Genomic DNA, 17,974 nt, shown 5'->3' on the forward strand with positions numbered 1-17,974 from the left:
GATAGTGCAACTATTTGCAAGTTAAAACTCTAAAACAACATACATATTATAACAGATTTATAAAAATTTTTAAGCGAGGGATATTTGTGGACAATAAAAATTCAAATATTACGATTGTCAGTGGTTTTCTTGGTAGCGGGAAGACTACTTTCTTAAATCAGTATATGAATAAAATATTAGAAGAAAATAATCGAGTAGCACTCATCGTAAACGAATTTGGCAATTTTGACGTCGATAGCCATATTCTAGATAAAACAGCACTATCAGTTTCAATGCTACAAGGGTGTATTTGTTGTGATTTACAAGATGATCTTGTTGCGCAGTTACATCAACTTTCTAAACAAGGTGCCTCACATGTAGTGATAGAAGCAACAGGTATAGCCAATCCAATAGAGATGTTATCTGCATGTCAAGATCCAATGATTGCACATTTATATGAACCACCAACAGTTATTACAGTAGTAGATAGTGTACGTTTGTTGAATCATCAACACACAACGGAAGCGACAGAGACACTGATGCACGATCAGATTCGAGCTAGTCAACGCTTAGTATTGAGTAAGGTAGACCTACTGGAATTGGATGCACAGCGTGCACAAGTGATAGAACAAGTAGCTCAAATTGCGCCACATAGTCAAATTGATATTGCACTCAATGGTACGGTTCAAGAAACTGTCAAAGAGCGGACACTTTCATCACCAGTACAACATGAATCATCGACACATCCACACGCACATTATGAAGTAATAAGTTATCGCTTCACTCACCCTGTTTCACGAGAACAGTTGATTCAGTTTATTTTAAACATACCTGATACCATTTTGAGAATGAAGGGATATATCCAATTTCGTGATGTACCGAATGAAACGTTTCTATTACAATATTCAAGTGGCTTGCCGTCTTTAGAGAGTGTCGGGGAAGTTCGCTTGCCGACTACCGTTGTTATCATCGGTGAAAAACTAGATAAGCCTGCGCTGAAAAATAAGTTAGAACTGTTACAATTTGGTTAACGTCTAGCCAGCGCATGCATTATAAGCAGACATTCGTTACAATTTAATTAAACAATCATTATTCTTGAGGTGAAACAAATGAAAAAAATTAAAATTAATCAACATGTTTCATATTCTAACTTAATACAAGGCTTTTATCGTGCAGATAAATGGCAGATGTCCACACAAGAGATGAACCGTTTTCTACATGAACTTGTTGAACGTGGTATCACGACAATGGATCATGCAGATATTTATGGAAAGTATACGGTTGAAAAGATGTTTGGTGAGGCGTTGGCTTTATCACCTGAACTGCGTGATCAAATTCAGTTAGTAACGAAATGTGGAATTGTACAGCCGAATGATATTTATCCAGATCAAACGGCACATCGCTATGACTTGAGCGAGACACATATTAAGCGTTCGGTAGAGAGATCATTGCAACAATTACAAGTGGATTATATAGATACGCTACTGATTCATCGCCCATCTCCGTTGATGAAACCATGTCAAATTACAGATGCACTTAAATCATTAGTGGATGAAGGGAAAATACGTGCGTTTGGTGTTTCTAACTTTAGACGTTCGCAATATGAGTTGTTGAATGACTGTCTTAAAGACGATCGTTTCCATATTGCGGTCAATCAAGTGGAAGTATCTCCGTATATGTTGCAATCATTCCATGATGGGACATTAGATGATATGTATAAAGATAAAGTCAAAATTATGGCGTGGGGCCCATTTGCTGGAGGGCGTTTGTTTGATAAAGACGATGAGACGGCACAGCGAGTGTTACCTGTATTGCAACGTATTGCGAAAGCACATGATACATCAGTAGAAGCAATTGTTGTAGCATGGTTAACAAGACATCCTGCAACGATTATGCCGATATTAGGTACACATCGTTTAGATCGTGTGGATGCAGCGATTGCAGGATTAGATGTAACACTCCATGATCAAGAATGGTTTGACATCTATACAGCAGCTCAAGGATATGATATACCATAAGAGACGACAGATTAAGGGAATGAAATGGGGCAGTGACTATGACTGAAAAAGAATACAAACAGCGTAATCAGTTTAGACTGTATGTTGTTGCATTACCGTACGTATTGTTCGGTTCGATTGTTGCACTTATTCTTACGTTTGATCCTAGACCGATTTGGCTGGTAACAGTATTCGGAGTGTTCATGGTTTATAACGTAATGGCGACATTCGCAGCATTTTTATTTAAATATGGCAAAGAAACACTCTATTTGTTATTTTTAACGATTTGCATAGCGGGTGCTTTTGGTTTCTTTATAAATACGCTATTTAAAGGTTTGAGCTAAGATATACATGCATGTAGGTGATGCGTTTATCACCTATGTGCATTTTTTTGATTTTAGAGTAAGCGCTTACAAATTTAAGTTAAATATCATAGATGACAATGTTATAATAAATTTGAATGATAAGTAAGGGGGAATCATCATATGAAACGTAAAAAAGTATCGATTATCGGCTCTGGCCATACAGGAGCAACTTTGGCATTTATTATTGCAACACAGGGAATTGCTGATGTGCTAATTGTTGACCGTGAGAAGAACGAGCAACCAATGAAGGGGAAGGCGCTGGATATTTTACAGAGTGGACCGATTCTTGGATTTGACACGAAAGTCTCATCCACTGTTGATTATGCCGATACAAAAGATTCGGATATTGTTGTGATTACAGCCGGTGTACCACGACGTCCAGGGATGAGTCGAGATGATCTTGTTCAAACGAATGAAGAAATTATGGTAGAAGTGACAGAGAAAATTGTCCGTTATTCGCCTAACTGTACGATTATTGTTTTAACAAATCCAGTTGATGCGATGACGTATACAGTATATAAAGCGTCAGGCTTCCCTAGTGAACGTGTTATCGGACAATCAGGTGTTTTAGATACAGCACGATTCAGTACGTTCATTGCTGAAGCGTTAGATGTTGCAGTCAAAGACGTTACAGGTCTCGTACTCGGTGGACATGGTGACACGATGGTTCCGCTTGTGCGTCATAGTCAAGTGAATGGTGTCCCGTTGACAGAGTTGATGCCACAAGAAGATATTGATGCGATTGTTGAGCGTACGCGTAATGGTGGTGCAGAAATTGTAAAACTTCTCGGTGATGGTTCAGCATACTACGCACCATCAGCAGCTATTTACGAGATGATTGAAGCAATATTATTTGATAAGAAGCGCTTAATTCCAGCTATTGCCTATTGTACAGGTCAGTTTGAGTTGGATGACTTGTACATTGGTGTACCAACGATTCTAGGAGCAAATGGTGTAGAACGTATTGTTGAACTATCATTGAATGAAGAAGAACGTGCAGAACTCGCACAATCTGCAGCATCTGTTGAAAAGGTAAAAAGGACATTACGTCAAAAGTAACAATATGAGTCGTGGATAACGAAGAAGGCTAGCAGTAAGTGAGTATTTACTGCTAGCCTTCTTCATATGTTTTATTTAAGTCATCTGTTGTAAAATGGCAATGAATGCAATACCATTATTCATCATATGGGTTACCATTGCAACAACGATGTTTCCGTTACTTTTCACATAAGTGATGGTGAACATTGCGCCGAGTAAAAGGTAAGGAATGATTTCGAGTGGAGAATGTGCAGTTTGCATATGTAATAGCGCAAAAGATACAACGGATAGAATACTCATAAAGCCGACACCGAACTTCTTGCCGAGTTCTCCAATTAAAACGTGTCGAAATAACAGTTCTTCTGTCATCGGAGTAAGTATGACGATACCGAGAAACACAAAAGGTAGCCATATAGGTTGTTCGAAAAAGATCATCAAGCTATTTTGATTGCCTGTATCTTTAAACTGCCATTGAGTGGGGAATTGTGTCATGATGGTCATAAAAATAGCATTAGACAGTAGATATCCAACATAGGTAAATACAATTAATTTGAAATGCTGACGTAAATTTTTGAGCTGAATTGCAAGCTTGGAACGAAATTGCTGACGATGTGATACGATTAAAAACAGAATGACCATAAGTGAAGTCAATATGATACCAAACATTAACATAATGGGTTCAGGAATACTAATATTTAATTGTGTAAATACAGTTAATATCATGAAAGGCAGAGTGATTTGACCTAAAATGTAAATCACAAATGCGCTTAGATCACGCCAGGCGACTTTTGATGATGTATGAAACATGTCTCAACCTCCAGTGTTTAGCTAGGATTAAGACATTACAATCACAATCCCAGAAAATATATTTCTAAAATTTATTACTTATATTAAGCATTATATTATAGTTGAAAATAGCAAACAAACATCTTTATAACATATTCTTGTTAGTATATAATGTTTCAATGCACAATTTTGATAACGAGAGAGGTTTATATGAAGAAACAATTTATTATTTTATACATGAATATTTTCTTAGTGTTTCTTGGGATTGGTCTTGTCATCCCTGTACTGCCCGTCTATTTAAAAGATTTAGGTTTAACAGGGGCAGATCTTGGTGTGATGGTTGCTGCATTTGCACTTGCACAGATGGTTATTTCCCCGTTTGGCGGTGCAATGGCAGATAAGCTTGGCAAGAAACTGATTATTTGTATCGGGCTCATTTTATTCAGTATTTCAGAATTTTTATTTGCGGTAAGTCATACATTTTCTTTACTACTTGTTTCTCGCGTACTTGGTGGTTTCAGTGCGGGCATGATTATGCCTGGTGTAACTGGACTGATTGCTGATTTATCACCGATGCAAGATAAGGCAAGAAACTTCGGCTATATGTCAGCAATCATTTCTGCGGGCTTCATTCTTGGACCGGGAGCTGGTGGTTTTCTAGCAGAGATTTCACATCGTATGCCATTCTATTTTGCAGGGGCACTTGGCGTCTTGGCCTTTTTCGGGACGGTTATCTTTGTTCAGTCACCAAAACATGAAACAACTCAAGGATTTGCATCTTTTGAAAAACCAGAACTTGAAAAAATACAGGTTAAACAATTCATTACGCCGGCTATTTTAACGTTAATCCTTGCATTTGGTTTGTCCGCATTTGAGACATTATTTCCACTTTACACAGCAGATAAGATAGATTTTCAACCAGCAGATATCTCAATTGCGATAACAGGTGGCGGTATTTTCGGTGCAATTTTCCAAGTGTTTTTATTCGATAAGATGATTCGTTATTTAAATGAACTCACGCTCATCGTTTATTCTCTCATTTATTCTGCATTCATTTTAGGTTTATTAATTTTTGCACATTCATATTGGCATGTTATGCTCATTTGTTTCATTGTATTTATCGGTTTCGACTTGATTCGACCAGCATTGACGAATTACTTTTCCAATATCGCAGGAAATCGACAAGGGTTTGCAGGTGGTTTAAACTCAACGTTTACGAGTATGGGGAACTTTATAGGGCCACTGATTGCAGGGAGTTTATATGATGTAAATATTGAATATCCTTTACTCATGTCGATATTGTTTATGTTAATGGGATGCATTGTCATTATGATTGAGAAAGTTATTAGAAAACGCTATATTTCATAAGTAAGTATCTAGGATATGTTAAAACGAGATGAGAAGGCAATGAAATCGATTGCTTTCTGTCTCGTTTTTTATGTGGAGTAGGTTAGCAACCACCATAAAAATAGTTCGTGGTATAATGAGTGCAAATATTGAGATAAGAGGAGCGATTGAACGATGCGCATCAAAATACTAGGGTACAATATCTTTCAAAAAGGTGGAACGTCACGAAGCAATTTAAACCTTGTGCAAGCATTAGTAGCGGAAGGTTATGAAGTGACTTATGTGAACTATATCAGTTTTCAGCAACACCATTTACAAAGCCTAAAAGCATCGGACGGTAATGCCTTGGCAGGGGTAAAAGTTACTGCCTTCCGTGGTATCCAATCATTGCTTGATACTGATTTGCTAATTTTCACGAGGGAAAGCTTTTTCAATATGGCACGTGAAGTGAAGCATTGTGATGCACGTATTCGAATTCTCGGAGAAGTGCATGGCCCGCTTGCTTATATATCCAATCAAACGGATCTTGCATTAGAAGCAATCGATGTGATCCGTGTCAGTACGCAACAAATCGCTGAAGAATTTAAGCAACGATATGATTATCCTTATGTTTTTCCAATGTATGTGAATACATCGCATATTTCATGGAAAGTGGAACCTTATGTTGCGAACAAAAATTTATTTATGAAAGTGCGCTTTGAAGATGAGGTTAAAGGGGTATCATATGCGTTGAAATTGATGCGTTATGCTGTTCATACACGAGGTGAAAAAGCGTTACATCTCTATTTGCATGGATATGGCCCTTCGCATTCTTTATATGAAAAGCTCATTGACTATTATGAACTACATGAGCACGTCCATATCAATGAAAAAGAACCCGCGCATTATATTTATTTGTCTGCATCACCATATGAAACTCTCGGTTATTCTATTCTAGAATCAGTAGCCACAGGTCATAGAGCATTGATTTATCCTGGAAAAGATAACGTGTTGCATGATATATATGCAGATTATCATGCGATTGACTTTATTGAAAAAGATTTATCAACTGATTTTGATGTGATGATGACTGCCTTTAGTCAAGGATATTCGTCATTGCACCAACAAGAAGATCAGCAAAGATATGCATCACAATTTTCAAATGAAGGTTACGGTGAACAGCTCGTCCAACAAGTGATGCAACTCGCGAAATTGCATACGATTGATGTATCAGATATCGCCAAACCCAAAATAACGTCAAAACAACAATTTTGGTTGAGACAATGTCGGGGATTTCTGAGCAAGCTTAAGCGTAAAGTATCGCTGCCACAGAAAATACGTAATAATGTTTGGACACAAAGAACAGTGAGAGTAGCTCTATTGGCTGAAAATCGGTTAAAAAATTATCGACAACAAATAGTACGACAAGATGCTATATTTATTGAGTCATTTCATGGAAAAAACTTTTCGGGAGACCCTAAGTATATTGCTTTAGCATTGCAACGACAATATCCTAACGTTACGATTTTTGTGAGCGCACAGAATGAACTTGTAGAAATGGAAATACGTTCATACGGTATGGTGCCTATTCGTTTTGGTTCTAGAGCGTATATTCGAGCATTTAATCAGTGTAGGTATGTGATTATTAACGGAAACTTGTGGGATAAATTAACGAAACAAAAAGATCAACAAGTGATTCAAACATGGCATGGTTTTCCATTAAAACGAATGGTCAATGATTTAATGAACCCAGAAGAACGACAGCGTCAAGCTGAAAGATTTAAACCGAATATGTTGAAGTGGGATATTTTGTTGACTGTGTCTCGTCTATATGAGCGTTATGTTACGTCAGCATTTGATTTGAATGTACATCCATCATTGCGTGTTTTCCCATACGGAGCACCACGCAATAGTTATTTGATTCGTCATCGACAAGATGATAAAGAGCGTGAAGCGGTGCAAGAGAAATATTTATTTAACAAAGACGATAAGAAGCGATACATTCTATTTTGCCCAACATGGCGTAAAGAAACACGGAGTAGTGTATCCGAGTTAGATTTGGTGTCATTGTTAGAGAGATTACCATCTCATTATGAAATAATTGTCAAACTGCATCCAAATGAAGGAGATCTCTATCAAACATATCGAGCGATGCATGAACGTATTCATTGTTTTGACAATGCTTTAGTAGATATTCAAGAGTTATATTTGTTAGCAGATATTCTGATGACGGACTATTCTTCTGCGATGTTTGATTACGCACATTTACAACGTCCAATCTTAGTTTTAGATGAAGATACAGTCTCATATGGACAAGAAGTAGGATTTTATTTTGATGTCACTCAATTGACGTCTATACACCATGTGAAACCAGATGTGGAAAAAGTGACAGACATAATTCAACAAATAGAAACGGTAGATCATCATACATTGATTGAACAATTTATGACTTATGATACTGAGACATCGGATGACGTCGTAGCAAAAGCAATTTGGCAACTTTGAGTAAGAGGTGTAAGAAAGATGAAAGTGAAAAAAACAAATGCAATGCGACGATTAGATCGTGCAAAAATAGATTATGAAATGCGGACATTCGAAGTGGATGCAGAACATATTGAAGGTTCGGAAGTGGCAGAACGCATCGGTGCCAAGGAAGCACAAGTATTTAAAACGCTCGTACTCACAAACGGTAAGCGAGATTATTTTGTGTTTGTCATTCCAGTTTCGGGGCATCTTGATATGAAGGCAGCGGCAGCAAGTGTCCATGAGAAGAAACTAAACTTAATGCCGCTTGATGATTTGAAAAAAGTAACGGGATACATTCGAGGTGGATGTTCACCAATTGGCATGAAAACCAAGTTCCCAACCGTTATCGACGCATCGATTAAGCACATTGATCAAGTTTTTGTCAGTGCTGGTCAACGTGGCGTGCAAATGGGTGTTGCACCGGATGATTTAATTCATGCAGCAGAAGCACAAGTGGCGGCAGTTGCAGTAACAGAATAATAACAAGAGACGTTTGAACTGCCCCTCAAAAGTTAGACTTAAAATCTAACTTTTGAGGGGCAGTTCATTTTTTTCTTTACCTTTTGATAGATTGAGATTCACAGTAATAATGTTGAATTGTTTTACTTATATCAGCACCAACTGAATGATCGCAATCATATTCGGTTTCTGAGTATTCGCCAGCATTTTTAAAAATTATTGATTGTATTGTCATTGTGTAATAACTCCTTTACATCCTTATCACAGATTTTTTGTAAATACATAAGATTATATGATCGAAATTGAACGGTCTATGTCATTTTTGTGACTTTGAATGGTTGAATATGAATGAAAATGATTGTTTGTGATTGAATTTTGAAAACGAATACATTATACTGTAAGAGAATTGAGGTGGTTAGATGCTAACAGATAAGCGACATGCTTTGATTATTGATGTTTTAGGGCAACATAACTTTTTAAGTTTGCAGCAGTTGATGGATTATACGGGATCAAGTGCATCAACGATTCGTCGTGATTTGACGAAGCTTCAATCGGAAGGCTTACTGACACGTGTGCATGGTGGTGCAAAGTTGATAGATTCAGGAGTCGAGCCGGAATTATCAATCAAACGCACTCAGCATATTGAAGAAAAGATTGAGATTGCTAAACAAGCAGCTAGCCTGATCAATGATAATGATTGTGTGTATTTGGACGCCGGTTCAACAACACTAGAAATGATTCCTTATATTAGTGCAACAGATATCACAGTAGTGACGAATGGTTTAACACATGTTGAATCACTGTTGAAACAAGGAATTCGTACTTACATTGTCGGCGGTGAAATGAAATCGACAACGATGGCGGTTGTTGGGACCCGTGCTGTGAACTTTCTAAGAAACTACTGTTTCAACAAGGTGTTTCTTGGTATTAATGGGATTGATGTTGCAACGGGATTAACGACACCGGATGAGCGAGAAGCATTAATGAAAGAAGTAGCGATACAACAAAGTCAACAAACGTATGTGCTAGCGGATGCATCGAAGTTTTATCAAACGCATTTTGCGACGGTAAAGGCAGTAGAACCACCTATTGTGATTACATCGGAACTTGGTCGTCAGCGTGGCAAAGAAATATTAAAAACAGCAAATATAGAACTTCTAGGAGGATGACTATGATTTATACAGTGACGCTAAATCCATCGATTGACTATGTGATGTTTGTAGATGATTTTGAAGCGGGGGCGTTAAATCGCACAACTGCAACAGCAAAGTTTGCAGGTGGTAAAGGAATTAACGTATCACGTGTGTTACAGACATTAGATGTGCCATCAACAGCACTTGGTTTTGTAGGTGGCTTCCCAGGAAGGTTTGTAGAAGATACATTAACTTCTGCAGGTATTCAAACAGCTTTTACACAAGTGGATGAAGATACACGAATCAATGTGAAGTTGAAAAGTGGTTCAGAAACAGAAATCAATGCGACAGGACCAACGATTACAGAAGACAATATCAAGGCTTTATTAGAACAGCTTCGACAAACGACATCAGAAGATATTGTTGTCATTGCAGGAAGTGTACCAAGTAGTGTACCGAAAACAATTTATGCAGATATGGCAAAAATTGTACAAGAAACGGGCGCACAGTTTGTTGTAGATGCGGAGAAGTCTTTAGTAGAAGGTATTTTACCGTATGCACCACGATTGATTAAGCCTAATAAGGTTGAGTTGGAAGAAATGTTTGATACGACAATTACGTCTGATGCAGATGTGTTGAAATACGGACGTAAGTTATTAAATAAAGGTGCACAAGCAGTACTGGTTTCTCTTGGTGGAGACGGTGCAGTCTACATTGATGCATCACAAGCATATAAGGTTTCGGCGCCAAAAGGGAAAGTCATCAATACGGTTGGTGCAGGCGATAGTACAGTTGCTGGTATGGTGGCTGGTTTTACACAAGCATTATCTCAACAAGAAACATTAGCATTAGCAATTGCATCAGGTTCAGCGACAGCATTTAACGATGACTTAGCGGAGCGTTCGATGATTGATACATTATTGGAAAATATTAGCATTACACAGTTGAATGAGGAGGGGTAATATGAGAATTACAGAATTATTGACAAAAGATACTGTTGCAATGGATCTTGCAGCAACTTCAAAAGATGCAGCAATTTCAGAGTTAGCACAACAATTGAATAAAGCAGGAAAATTGAACAACTTAGCGGATTTTGAAGAAGCAATCCACGCACGTGAAGCACAAAGTTCAACAGGAATTGGTGAAGGGATTGCTATTCCACATGCAAAAGTAGCAGCGGTAGACACACCTGCAATTGCTTTCGGTAAATCTAAAGCGGGAATTGATTATCAAAGTCTTGATATGCAGCCTGCACACTTATTCTTTATGATTGCTGCACCAGCATCAGGCGCACAAACACACTTAGATGCGCTTGCAAAACTATCAGGGATTTTAATGGATGACAAAGTGCGTGAAGCTTTATTACATGCTGAGTCTCCAGAAGAAGTGTTAGCGATTATTAATAAAGCCGATGACGAAGTAGCAGATGAAGACGAAGTAGTGGCACCATCTGACGTAGATGCAAGTGAACCATATGTACTTGCTGTGACAGCTTGTCCAACAGGTATTGCACACACATTTATGGCACGTGATGCTTTGAAAAAACAAGCAGAAGAAATGGGTGTACAAATTAAAGTTGAAACTAACGGTGCAGGTGGCATTAAAAACCATTTAACATCTGAAGATATTGAAAAAGCAGATGGCATCATCGTTGCAGCAGATGTACATGTAGAGACAAATCGTTTTGACGGTAAAAATGTCATACAAGTACCAGTGGCAGACGGTATCAAACGTCCAGAAGAATTAATCAACACAGCATTAGATAAAAGTAGAAAACCATTCGTAGCTGAAAAAGGTGCGAGCACTTCAAAAGATAATGATGAAAAATTAGGTATCGGTAAAACCATTTACAAACATTTAATGAATGGTGTATCAAATATGTTACCGCTTGTTATCGCGGGTGGTATCTTAATGGCGATCGTATTCATGTTCCATCCAAATGCCTTTGATCCAGAAAGTGCACATTATAATGCATTTGCAGCGTCATTATGGGAAATTGGTAGTAAGAGTGCCTTTGCATTAATCATTCCTATCTTATCTGGTTACATCGCACGTAGTATCGCTGATAAACCAGGTTTCGCAGCTGGTCTTGTCGGTGGTATGTTAGCCGTATCAGGTGGATCAGGTTTCATCGGTGGTATTATTGCAGGTTTCTTAGCAGGTTACTTAACAGAAGGTATTAAAGCAGCAACAAAGAACTTCCCACAAATGCTCGAAGGTTTAAAACCAACATTAATCTATCCGTTAATTTCAGTAACGGTGACTGGTCTAGCAATGATTTATATCTTTAATACACCAGCAGCATGGTTGAACAATGCATTAATTTCAGGTTTAGATAGTTTATCAGGTACAAACGTAGTTATTCTTGGTGTCGTACTTGGTGCGATGATGGCCATCGATATGGGTGGACCATTCAACAAAGCTGCATATGTATTTAGTACAGCAGCATTAACAGCAGGTAATCCAGAACCAATTACAGCAGCAATGGTCGGCGGTATGGTACCACCAATCGCACTTGCACTTGCAATGTTAATGTTCGGTAGCAAGTTTACAAAAGCGCAAAAAGGTTCTATCGTTCCTAACTTTGTAATGGGGGCAAGCTTCATTACAGAAGGTGCCATTCCTTTCGCAGCAGCAGATCCATTACGTGTGATTCCATCAATGATGGTTGGATCAGGTATCGCAGGTGGATTAGCATTATTATTTGGTTCTCAAATCCAAGCGCCACACGGTGGACTTGTAGTAATCTTCGGTACAGACTGGAGCCATTCATTGTTTACAATTATTGCAATCTTAATCGGTTCTTTAGTCGGTGCAGTTATGTACGGTTTATTGAAGAAAAAACCAACAGATACACCAACAATTTAAGGTTATATCAAAAGAGGCTGAGTCATGGACCAGTCTCTTTTTTGTTTCCTGATATCACTCTAGATTTCTCGTTTTTAACTTGTTATCTACGGGTATACTTAACGGTCAGCAACAACTTATGTATGACTTTTAATTACATCCCATATTCTTCTGTATAAATTCATAATAAGTTGTGGTATGATAAAATTAATATTTTTATGTCTGGAGGTAGCTCAATGGGAAGGATTTAGTACGTTTTATGTATCAGAAAATATCTGTCACAGACAAAAACATGACGACATCACTTTCTATTGAGTGGTGTTAATTTAACGGAGGTGAATCCCTAGTTATTAGGGAACTAATTGGACAGTACGACCATAATTTATTTAATCATATTTTTTATATTAATTGCATTGACAACCGTCTTTGTAGGTTCGGAGTTCGCCTTAGTGAAAGTGCGTGCGACGAGAATTGAACAATTGATCGGTGAAGGGAACGGAAATGCCCGGGTTGTGAAAAAGATGATTTCCAACTTAGATTATTATCTTTCAGCTTGTCAGTTGGGGATTACAGTCACATCATTAGGACTTGGTTGGTTAGGGGAACCATTGTTTGAACGTCTTCTACATCCAATCATTGAATTGATTAATATCCCGGATGCACTTGTTACGACAATATCAATCATCACAGCGTTTACAATTGTGACGTATATCCATGTCGTTGTCGGTGAGTTAGCCCCTAAAACATTGGCAATTCAATATACTGAGCGCATTGCATTACTTTATGCACGCCCACTTTATTATTTTGGATTCGTGATGAAGCCACTCATCTGGTTGATGAACGGTTCAGCTCGCTTGATTATTCGCATGTTTGGTGTTGATCCAAACGATTCGAATGAAGCGATGTCAGAAGAAGAGCTAAAAATCATTATGAATAATAGCTATCACGGTGGAGAAATTAACCAAACAGAACTCGCATATATGCAAAATATCTTTTCATTCGATGAGCGACATGCCAAAGATATCATGGTGCCACGAACGCAAATGGTGACATTAAACGAACCATTTAATGTGGATGACTTGTTGGAAACGGTGAAAGAACATCAGTTTACACGCTATCCAATTACTGAAGATGGAGACAAAGACCATATTAAAGGGTTTATCAATGTAAAAGAATTTTTAACAGAATATGCTTCAGGTGTTCCAATTAAAACGAGTGATTATATTCATGAATTACCGATGATCTCTGAAACAACGCGTATTAGTGATGCACTCGTTCGCATGCAACGAGAACATGTGCATATCAGTTTGATTATCGATGAATATGGTGGAACAGCTGGAATTTTAACGATGGAAGATATTTTAGAAGAAATCGTTGGCGAAATTCGAGATGAGTTTGATGATGATGAAGTCAATGACATTGTACAATTAGATGAAAAGACATATCAAATCAATGGACGTGTCTTATTAAGCGACCTTGAAGAACAGTACGATATTGAATTTGAAGACTCAGAAGATATCGACACAATTGGTGGCTGGTTGCAAGCACAAAATACAAACTTAGAACAAGATGACTTTGTAGATACTGTATTTGATCGTTGGGTCATCTCAGAGATTGAAAATCACCAAATTATTCATGTTTTACTGCGTTATGAGTATAATGCAGAACGCCCTAAAAATATGGATGAAGATGATCAAGATGAACATTAATAGATAGAAACAAAGAACATCACTTTTGTAATGAGAATCAAAAGTGGTGTTTTTTTGTTTAATAGGTTTTTTCTGTGTAAATCTTTAAATACAAGTTATAATGATGAGTGAATTGGGTAGAGTAAAAATTGAAATAGAAATGAATGATGATAGATATTAGAATAATAAAGTAGGTGTACTGAAAGTGAAAGTAAGAGTAATTGTACCTTGTTATAATGAAACAGCCGTTTTACAACGCACGATAGATAAGTTACAAGAGATTTTAGATGCGGATGCGATAAAACAAGGATACACATATGATTTATTATTTGTAGATGATGGTAGTAAAGATACTACCATCGATATTTTGCAACAAGCAGCAACACAATCCCCCGTTGTGAAGTTTATTTCTTTTAGCCGTAACTTTGGCAAAGAAGCTGCGATGATTGCAGGTTTTGAACATAGTGTGGATTGCGATGCGGTTGTGATGATTGATGCCGATTTACAACACCCCCCAGAAATGATTCCCGATATGGTTAAGGCATATGGAGAAGGTTATGATCAAGTAGTTGCAAAGCGCAATCGTGATGGTGAAACAGCGAGTCGCAAGTGGATGACACGCTTGTATTATAAGATGATTAATCATTGGGTTGAAGATATTGAATTGGTAGACGGTATTGGAGACTTTCGTTTGTTAAGTCAGCGTGCAGTATGTGCTCTTGTTAGTATGCGTGAGTATAATCGTTTTTCAAAAGGACTTTTTGCATGGATTGGTTATAGTACAAAAATCATCAGTTATGACAACGTGATGCGAGAAGCGGGCGAATCAAAATGGTCGTTTAGAAGCTTACTCAACTATGCCATTGATGGCCTTATCTCTTTTAACAATAAACCGCTTCGCATGATGATTTACTTAGGCGTATCGGTTTTTGGTTTAAGTCTACTTTATATTATTTATTTGTTGATTGATACACTTTTACACGGCGTCTCTGTTCCTGGATACGTCACGATGATTGCTGCAATCTTATTTATGGGTGGTATTCAATTGATTTCTATCGGAGTAATCGGCGAATATATCGGGCGTATTTATTATGAGGTGAAACAACGCCCAAACTATATCGTACGTGCCGCGAATGTTGACCGACCATCTGAAGATTTATATAAAGTCTCATATACGAGTCATATGGAAGAGAAACAATACAGCGTGTCTAAATAATATTGAAGTCTTATGAAAAGATGATGTCTTTTCGTAAGGCTTTTTATTTATGTAATAATAGTTGACAGGTGAGTGTTCACTCACTATACTGTAATTAGTTAGTGAGTGATTACTCACTTTAGTAGGAAGAGGTGTAAATAATGGAAAAGATGATTAAAGTTAATAAATTGAAGAAAGCATTTGATTCACAAGTTGTATTGAATGGCGTGTCACTTGATGTAATAGGTGGTGAAATCATCGGATTGATTGGCCCGTCAGGATCGGGGAAGTCAACATTAATTAAAACAGTGCTCGGTATGGAAAAGGCAGATGACGGTGAAGCATTTGTATTAGACATTTCTATGCCGAATCGAAAAATCCTTGCAGATATTGGTTATATGGCACAATCTGATGCTTTATATGAGGCGCTATCAGCGAAAGAAAATTTAGTGTTTTTTGGTCAAATGAAGGGGATTAAAAAAGAAGAATTAAAGCAACAAATCCAGCATGTGTCGGAAGTAGTAGAATTAACAGATCACCTGAATAAAAGGGTAGGGAGTTATTCAGGTGGTATGAAGCGTCGTTTATCTTTAGCGATAGCACTCTTAGGAAAGCCGAGATTATTGATTTTAGATGAACCGACAGTTGGAATTGATCCATCTTTAAGAAGAAAGATATGGAAAGAACTGGATGCTTTACGTCGAGAAGGCTGTGGTATTTTGATTACGACACATGTTATGGATGAAGCGGAACTTACAGATAAAGTAGCATTACTATTACATGGTGATGTTATTGCATTTGATACACCTGCACGTCTAAAAGATTTATATCAAGTAAACACTGTCGAAGAAGCATTTTTGAAAGCAGAAGGAGGACATTAACATGAGAGCATTTGCGATTGCGAAAAAAGTATTTAAAGAATTGATTAGAGATAAGCGTACACTTGCATTAATGTTTGTTGCTCCGATATTTATCATGTGGCTGATGAATGTGATGTTTACAGCAAACAATACAACAGAAGTGAATATGGCAGTAGTAGGTGTCGACCAAAATATCGTATCAACGATGAACGATGTGAATCATGTAACGGCTAAAAAATATAATAGTACAGAAACAGCTGAAAAAGCACTTACGAAAGAAAAAGTGGATGCGATTGTTGAAACAGATGATAATGAAAATTTTAGTGTTATTTATGCAAACCGAGATGCTTCCAAGACTGCAATGAGTAAACAAGTCTTTAAACAATCACTAACAGCAACACAAGTAAAAGAGATGACTGAAAAAGTACAAGATATGGTAAAAGCAAGTCCAAATCCGAACGCAGCAAATCAATTACAAAAGCCTTCTGTTTCGATAGATGAACACTATGATTATGGTGATGAAGATTCAGGATTCTTTATTAAAATGATTCCAGTATTGATGGGCTTTATGGTTTTCTTCTTTGTATTTTTAATTTCTGGTATGGCATTACTTAAAGAACGAACATCTGGTACGTTAGATCGTCTATTAGCTACACCTGTACGTCGTTCAGATATCGTATTTGGCTACATGCTCAGTTATGGATTTTTAGCGATTATTCAAACGTTAGTCATTGTTTTTGCAACAATTACTTTATTGAAAATTGAAGTGGTCGGAAATATTGCTTATGTTGTATTCGTAAACTTTGTTTTAGCATTGGTTGCCTTAGCATTTGGTATTTTGATGTCAACACTTGCTAAGTCAGAATTCCAAATGATGCAATTTATTCCTTTAGTTGTTATGCCACAGCTCTTTTTCTCAGGACTTATTCCTTTAGAAAATATGGCAAATTGGGTTCAAATCATTGGTAAAATTTTGCCATTATCATATTCAGGTCATGCGTTATCACAAATTATTCTTTGGGGGAATGGATGGGATAAAATGATAGGAGACTTAGGTATTTTAATGCTCTTCTTAGTTGTTTTAACTGTACTGAATATCATTGTTCTAAAACGTTATCGTAAGGTATAATGAGAACATGAATACAAACCAATTTCCAACATTTAAAGAACAATTAGAAAGTACTTCTATGCCACCTGGACAAAGGAAAGCGATGTTAGCAGCGATTAAACTTTTTTCGGAGCAAGGCTACCATGCAACATCCACAGCACAAATTGCGAAAGAAGCAGGGATTAGTCAAGCAACCATCTTTAAATATTTTAGTACAAAAGAAGCATTGTTAATGGGGTTACTTGAACCTTTAAAAGAGATTGTAGGGAAGCCGTTTATAGAAAGTTTATCTCAACAAGAAGATTTAGAAAGTTTAATTCGTTTTATTGTCAGAGATCGTTACGCATTTGTATCATCAAATGTGGATTTCCTTAAAATTATTTTGCAGGAAGTGTTGATTTCACCGAACTTGAGGAATGCAATGGCAATGAATTTTCAAAAGTTAATGCCAGATTTATTTTATCATATCAATAAAATTTTAGATGCTGATGAAAAAATGAATCAAAACCTTACTCAAGCCGATCGTGTACGAACAATTATTGCGCCACTGTTCACATATGTATTACAAACACAAATCTTTTCGATTAAAACAGGGGATACGGAAGCAGAACTACAAATGGTAGAAGCTCAAATTATTAAAAGTTTACGTCAATAACAAAAACGGTTT

At 37.2% G+C, this 17,974-nt stretch carries 16 protein-coding genes; 15 read left to right on the top strand and 1 reads right to left on the bottom strand.

Annotated elements, in window-relative coordinates:
• Nucleotides 1–86: 86 nt before the first annotated feature.
• The 4 genes from C7J88_RS08925 to mdh all read left to right on the top strand — a co-directional run bounded on the left by C7J88_RS08925 (nt 87) and on the right by mdh (nt 3,400).
• Nucleotides 87–1,010, top strand: a complete 924-nt coding sequence (locus C7J88_RS08925) for a CobW family GTP-binding protein (protein WP_095115476.1) — start codon at nt 87–89, stop codon at nt 1,008–1,010.
• A gap of 78 nt (nt 1,011–1,088) precedes the next feature.
• Entirely contained in the window at nt 1,089–1,997 is a 909-nt protein-coding gene (locus C7J88_RS08930; protein ID WP_095115478.1) for an aldo/keto reductase, read from the top strand.
• 38 nt (nt 1,998–2,035) lie between these two features.
• Nucleotides 2,036–2,320 (top strand): hypothetical protein, encoded by a 285-nt coding sequence (locus tag C7J88_RS08935; protein WP_095115481.1) that lies wholly within the window; start codon nt 2,036–2,038, stop codon nt 2,318–2,320.
• A 141-nt stretch (nt 2,321–2,461) separates the two neighbouring features.
• The gene (gene mdh, locus C7J88_RS08940) at nt 2,462–3,400 is read left to right on the top strand and encodes a malate dehydrogenase (RefSeq protein ID WP_095115483.1); all 939 of its coding nucleotides are present in this window, start codon (nt 2,462–2,464) and stop codon (nt 3,398–3,400) included.
• A 75-nt stretch (nt 3,401–3,475) separates the two neighbouring features.
• Here mdh and C7J88_RS08945 read toward each other — a convergent pair whose 3' ends face one another.
• Complete coding sequence (locus C7J88_RS08945; RefSeq protein WP_095115485.1) at nt 3,476–4,186, bottom strand: CPBP family intramembrane glutamic endopeptidase; 711 nt, start codon at nt 4,184–4,186, stop codon at nt 3,476–3,478.
• Nucleotides 4,187–4,375: 189 nt separating this feature from the next.
• Between C7J88_RS08945 and norA the strand changes: the two genes are divergently transcribed.
• The 11 genes from norA to C7J88_RS09000 all read left to right on the top strand — a co-directional run bounded on the left by norA (nt 4,376) and on the right by C7J88_RS09000 (nt 17,962).
• The gene (norA, locus tag C7J88_RS08950; RefSeq protein ID WP_095115487.1) at nt 4,376–5,533 is read left to right on the top strand and encodes a multidrug efflux MFS transporter NorA; all 1,158 of its coding nucleotides are present in this window, start codon (nt 4,376–4,378) and stop codon (nt 5,531–5,533) included.
• A 153-nt stretch (nt 5,534–5,686) separates the two neighbouring features.
• Nucleotides 5,687–7,996 (top strand): CDP-glycerol glycerophosphotransferase family protein, encoded by a 2,310-nt coding sequence (locus tag C7J88_RS08955; protein WP_095115489.1) that lies wholly within the window; start codon nt 5,687–5,689, stop codon nt 7,994–7,996.
• 18 nt (nt 7,997–8,014) lie between these two features.
• The gene (gene ybaK, locus C7J88_RS08960) at nt 8,015–8,497 is read left to right on the top strand and encodes a Cys-tRNA(Pro) deacylase (RefSeq protein WP_095115491.1); all 483 of its coding nucleotides are present in this window, start codon (nt 8,015–8,017) and stop codon (nt 8,495–8,497) included.
• Nucleotides 8,498–8,895: 398 nt separating this feature from the next.
• Nucleotides 8,896–9,645, top strand: coding sequence for a DeoR/GlpR family DNA-binding transcription regulator (locus tag C7J88_RS08965; protein ID WP_095115493.1), 750 nt, complete (start codon nt 8,896–8,898; stop codon nt 9,643–9,645).
• Between the two features lie 2 nt (nt 9,646–9,647).
• A complete protein-coding gene (gene pfkB / locus C7J88_RS08970) occupies nt 9,648–10,571 on the top strand; it encodes a 1-phosphofructokinase (RefSeq protein ID WP_095115495.1) in 924 nt (307 codons plus the stop codon).
• A 1-nt stretch (nt 10,572) separates the two neighbouring features.
• Nucleotides 10,573–12,477, top strand: a complete 1,905-nt coding sequence (locus C7J88_RS08975; RefSeq protein WP_095115497.1) for a PTS fructose transporter subunit IIABC — start codon at nt 10,573–10,575, stop codon at nt 12,475–12,477.
• A gap of 341 nt (nt 12,478–12,818) precedes the next feature.
• On the top strand, nt 12,819–14,165 hold the full coding sequence (locus C7J88_RS08980) for a hemolysin family protein (protein WP_095115499.1): 1,347 nt from the start codon (nt 12,819–12,821) through the stop codon (nt 14,163–14,165).
• A gap of 184 nt (nt 14,166–14,349) precedes the next feature.
• The gene (locus C7J88_RS08985; RefSeq protein ID WP_095115501.1) at nt 14,350–15,360 is read left to right on the top strand and encodes a glycosyltransferase family 2 protein; all 1,011 of its coding nucleotides are present in this window, start codon (nt 14,350–14,352) and stop codon (nt 15,358–15,360) included.
• 140 nt (nt 15,361–15,500) lie between these two features.
• Nucleotides 15,501–16,220, top strand: a complete 720-nt coding sequence (locus C7J88_RS08990; RefSeq protein ID WP_095115503.1) for an ABC transporter ATP-binding protein — start codon at nt 15,501–15,503, stop codon at nt 16,218–16,220.
• A gap of 1 nt (nt 16,221) precedes the next feature.
• Nucleotides 16,222–17,328 carry an ABC transporter permease gene (locus C7J88_RS08995; protein ID WP_095115505.1) on the top strand — a complete coding sequence of 369 codons (1,107 nt, stop codon included), beginning with the start codon at nt 16,222–16,224 and terminating at the stop codon, nt 17,326–17,328.
• A 7-nt stretch (nt 17,329–17,335) separates the two neighbouring features.
• Nucleotides 17,336–17,962 (top strand): TetR/AcrR family transcriptional regulator, encoded by a 627-nt coding sequence (locus C7J88_RS09000; RefSeq protein WP_095115507.1) that lies wholly within the window; start codon nt 17,336–17,338, stop codon nt 17,960–17,962.
• Nucleotides 17,963–17,974: the final 12 nt, after the last annotated feature.

The organism is Staphylococcus muscae, assembly GCF_003019275.1.
Classification (GTDB): Bacteria; Bacillota; Bacilli; order Staphylococcales; family Staphylococcaceae; genus Staphylococcus; species Staphylococcus muscae.

Bases quoted from the DNA above. Each gene is read 5' to 3' on its own strand.
- C7J88_RS08930 (WP_095115478.1), top strand. From the start codon at position 1,089: ATGAAAAAAATTAAAATTAATCAACATGTTTCATATTCTAACTTAATA.
- C7J88_RS08935 (WP_095115481.1), top strand. From the start codon at position 2,036: ATGACTGAAAAAGAATACAAACAGCGTAATCAGTTTAGACTGTATGTT.
- mdh (WP_095115483.1), top strand. From the start codon at position 2,462: ATGAAACGTAAAAAAGTATCGATTATCGGCTCTGGCCATACAGGAGCA.
- C7J88_RS08945 (WP_095115485.1), bottom strand. From the start codon at position 4,186: ATGTTTCATACATCATCAAAAGTCGCCTGGCGTGATCTAAGCGCATTT.
- norA (WP_095115487.1), top strand. From the start codon at position 4,376: ATGAAGAAACAATTTATTATTTTATACATGAATATTTTCTTAGTGTTT.
- C7J88_RS08955 (WP_095115489.1), top strand. From the start codon at position 5,687: ATGCGCATCAAAATACTAGGGTACAATATCTTTCAAAAAGGTGGAACG.
- ybaK (WP_095115491.1), top strand. From the start codon at position 8,015: ATGAAAGTGAAAAAAACAAATGCAATGCGACGATTAGATCGTGCAAAA.
- C7J88_RS08965 (WP_095115493.1), top strand. From the start codon at position 8,896: ATGCTAACAGATAAGCGACATGCTTTGATTATTGATGTTTTAGGGCAA.
- pfkB (WP_095115495.1), top strand. From the start codon at position 9,648: ATGATTTATACAGTGACGCTAAATCCATCGATTGACTATGTGATGTTT.
- C7J88_RS08975 (WP_095115497.1), top strand. From the start codon at position 10,573: ATGAGAATTACAGAATTATTGACAAAAGATACTGTTGCAATGGATCTT.
- C7J88_RS08990 (WP_095115503.1), top strand. From the start codon at position 15,501: ATGGAAAAGATGATTAAAGTTAATAAATTGAAGAAAGCATTTGATTCA.
- C7J88_RS08995 (WP_095115505.1), top strand. From the start codon at position 16,222: ATGAGAGCATTTGCGATTGCGAAAAAAGTATTTAAAGAATTGATTAGA.
- C7J88_RS09000 (WP_095115507.1), top strand. From the start codon at position 17,336: ATGAATACAAACCAATTTCCAACATTTAAAGAACAATTAGAAAGTACT.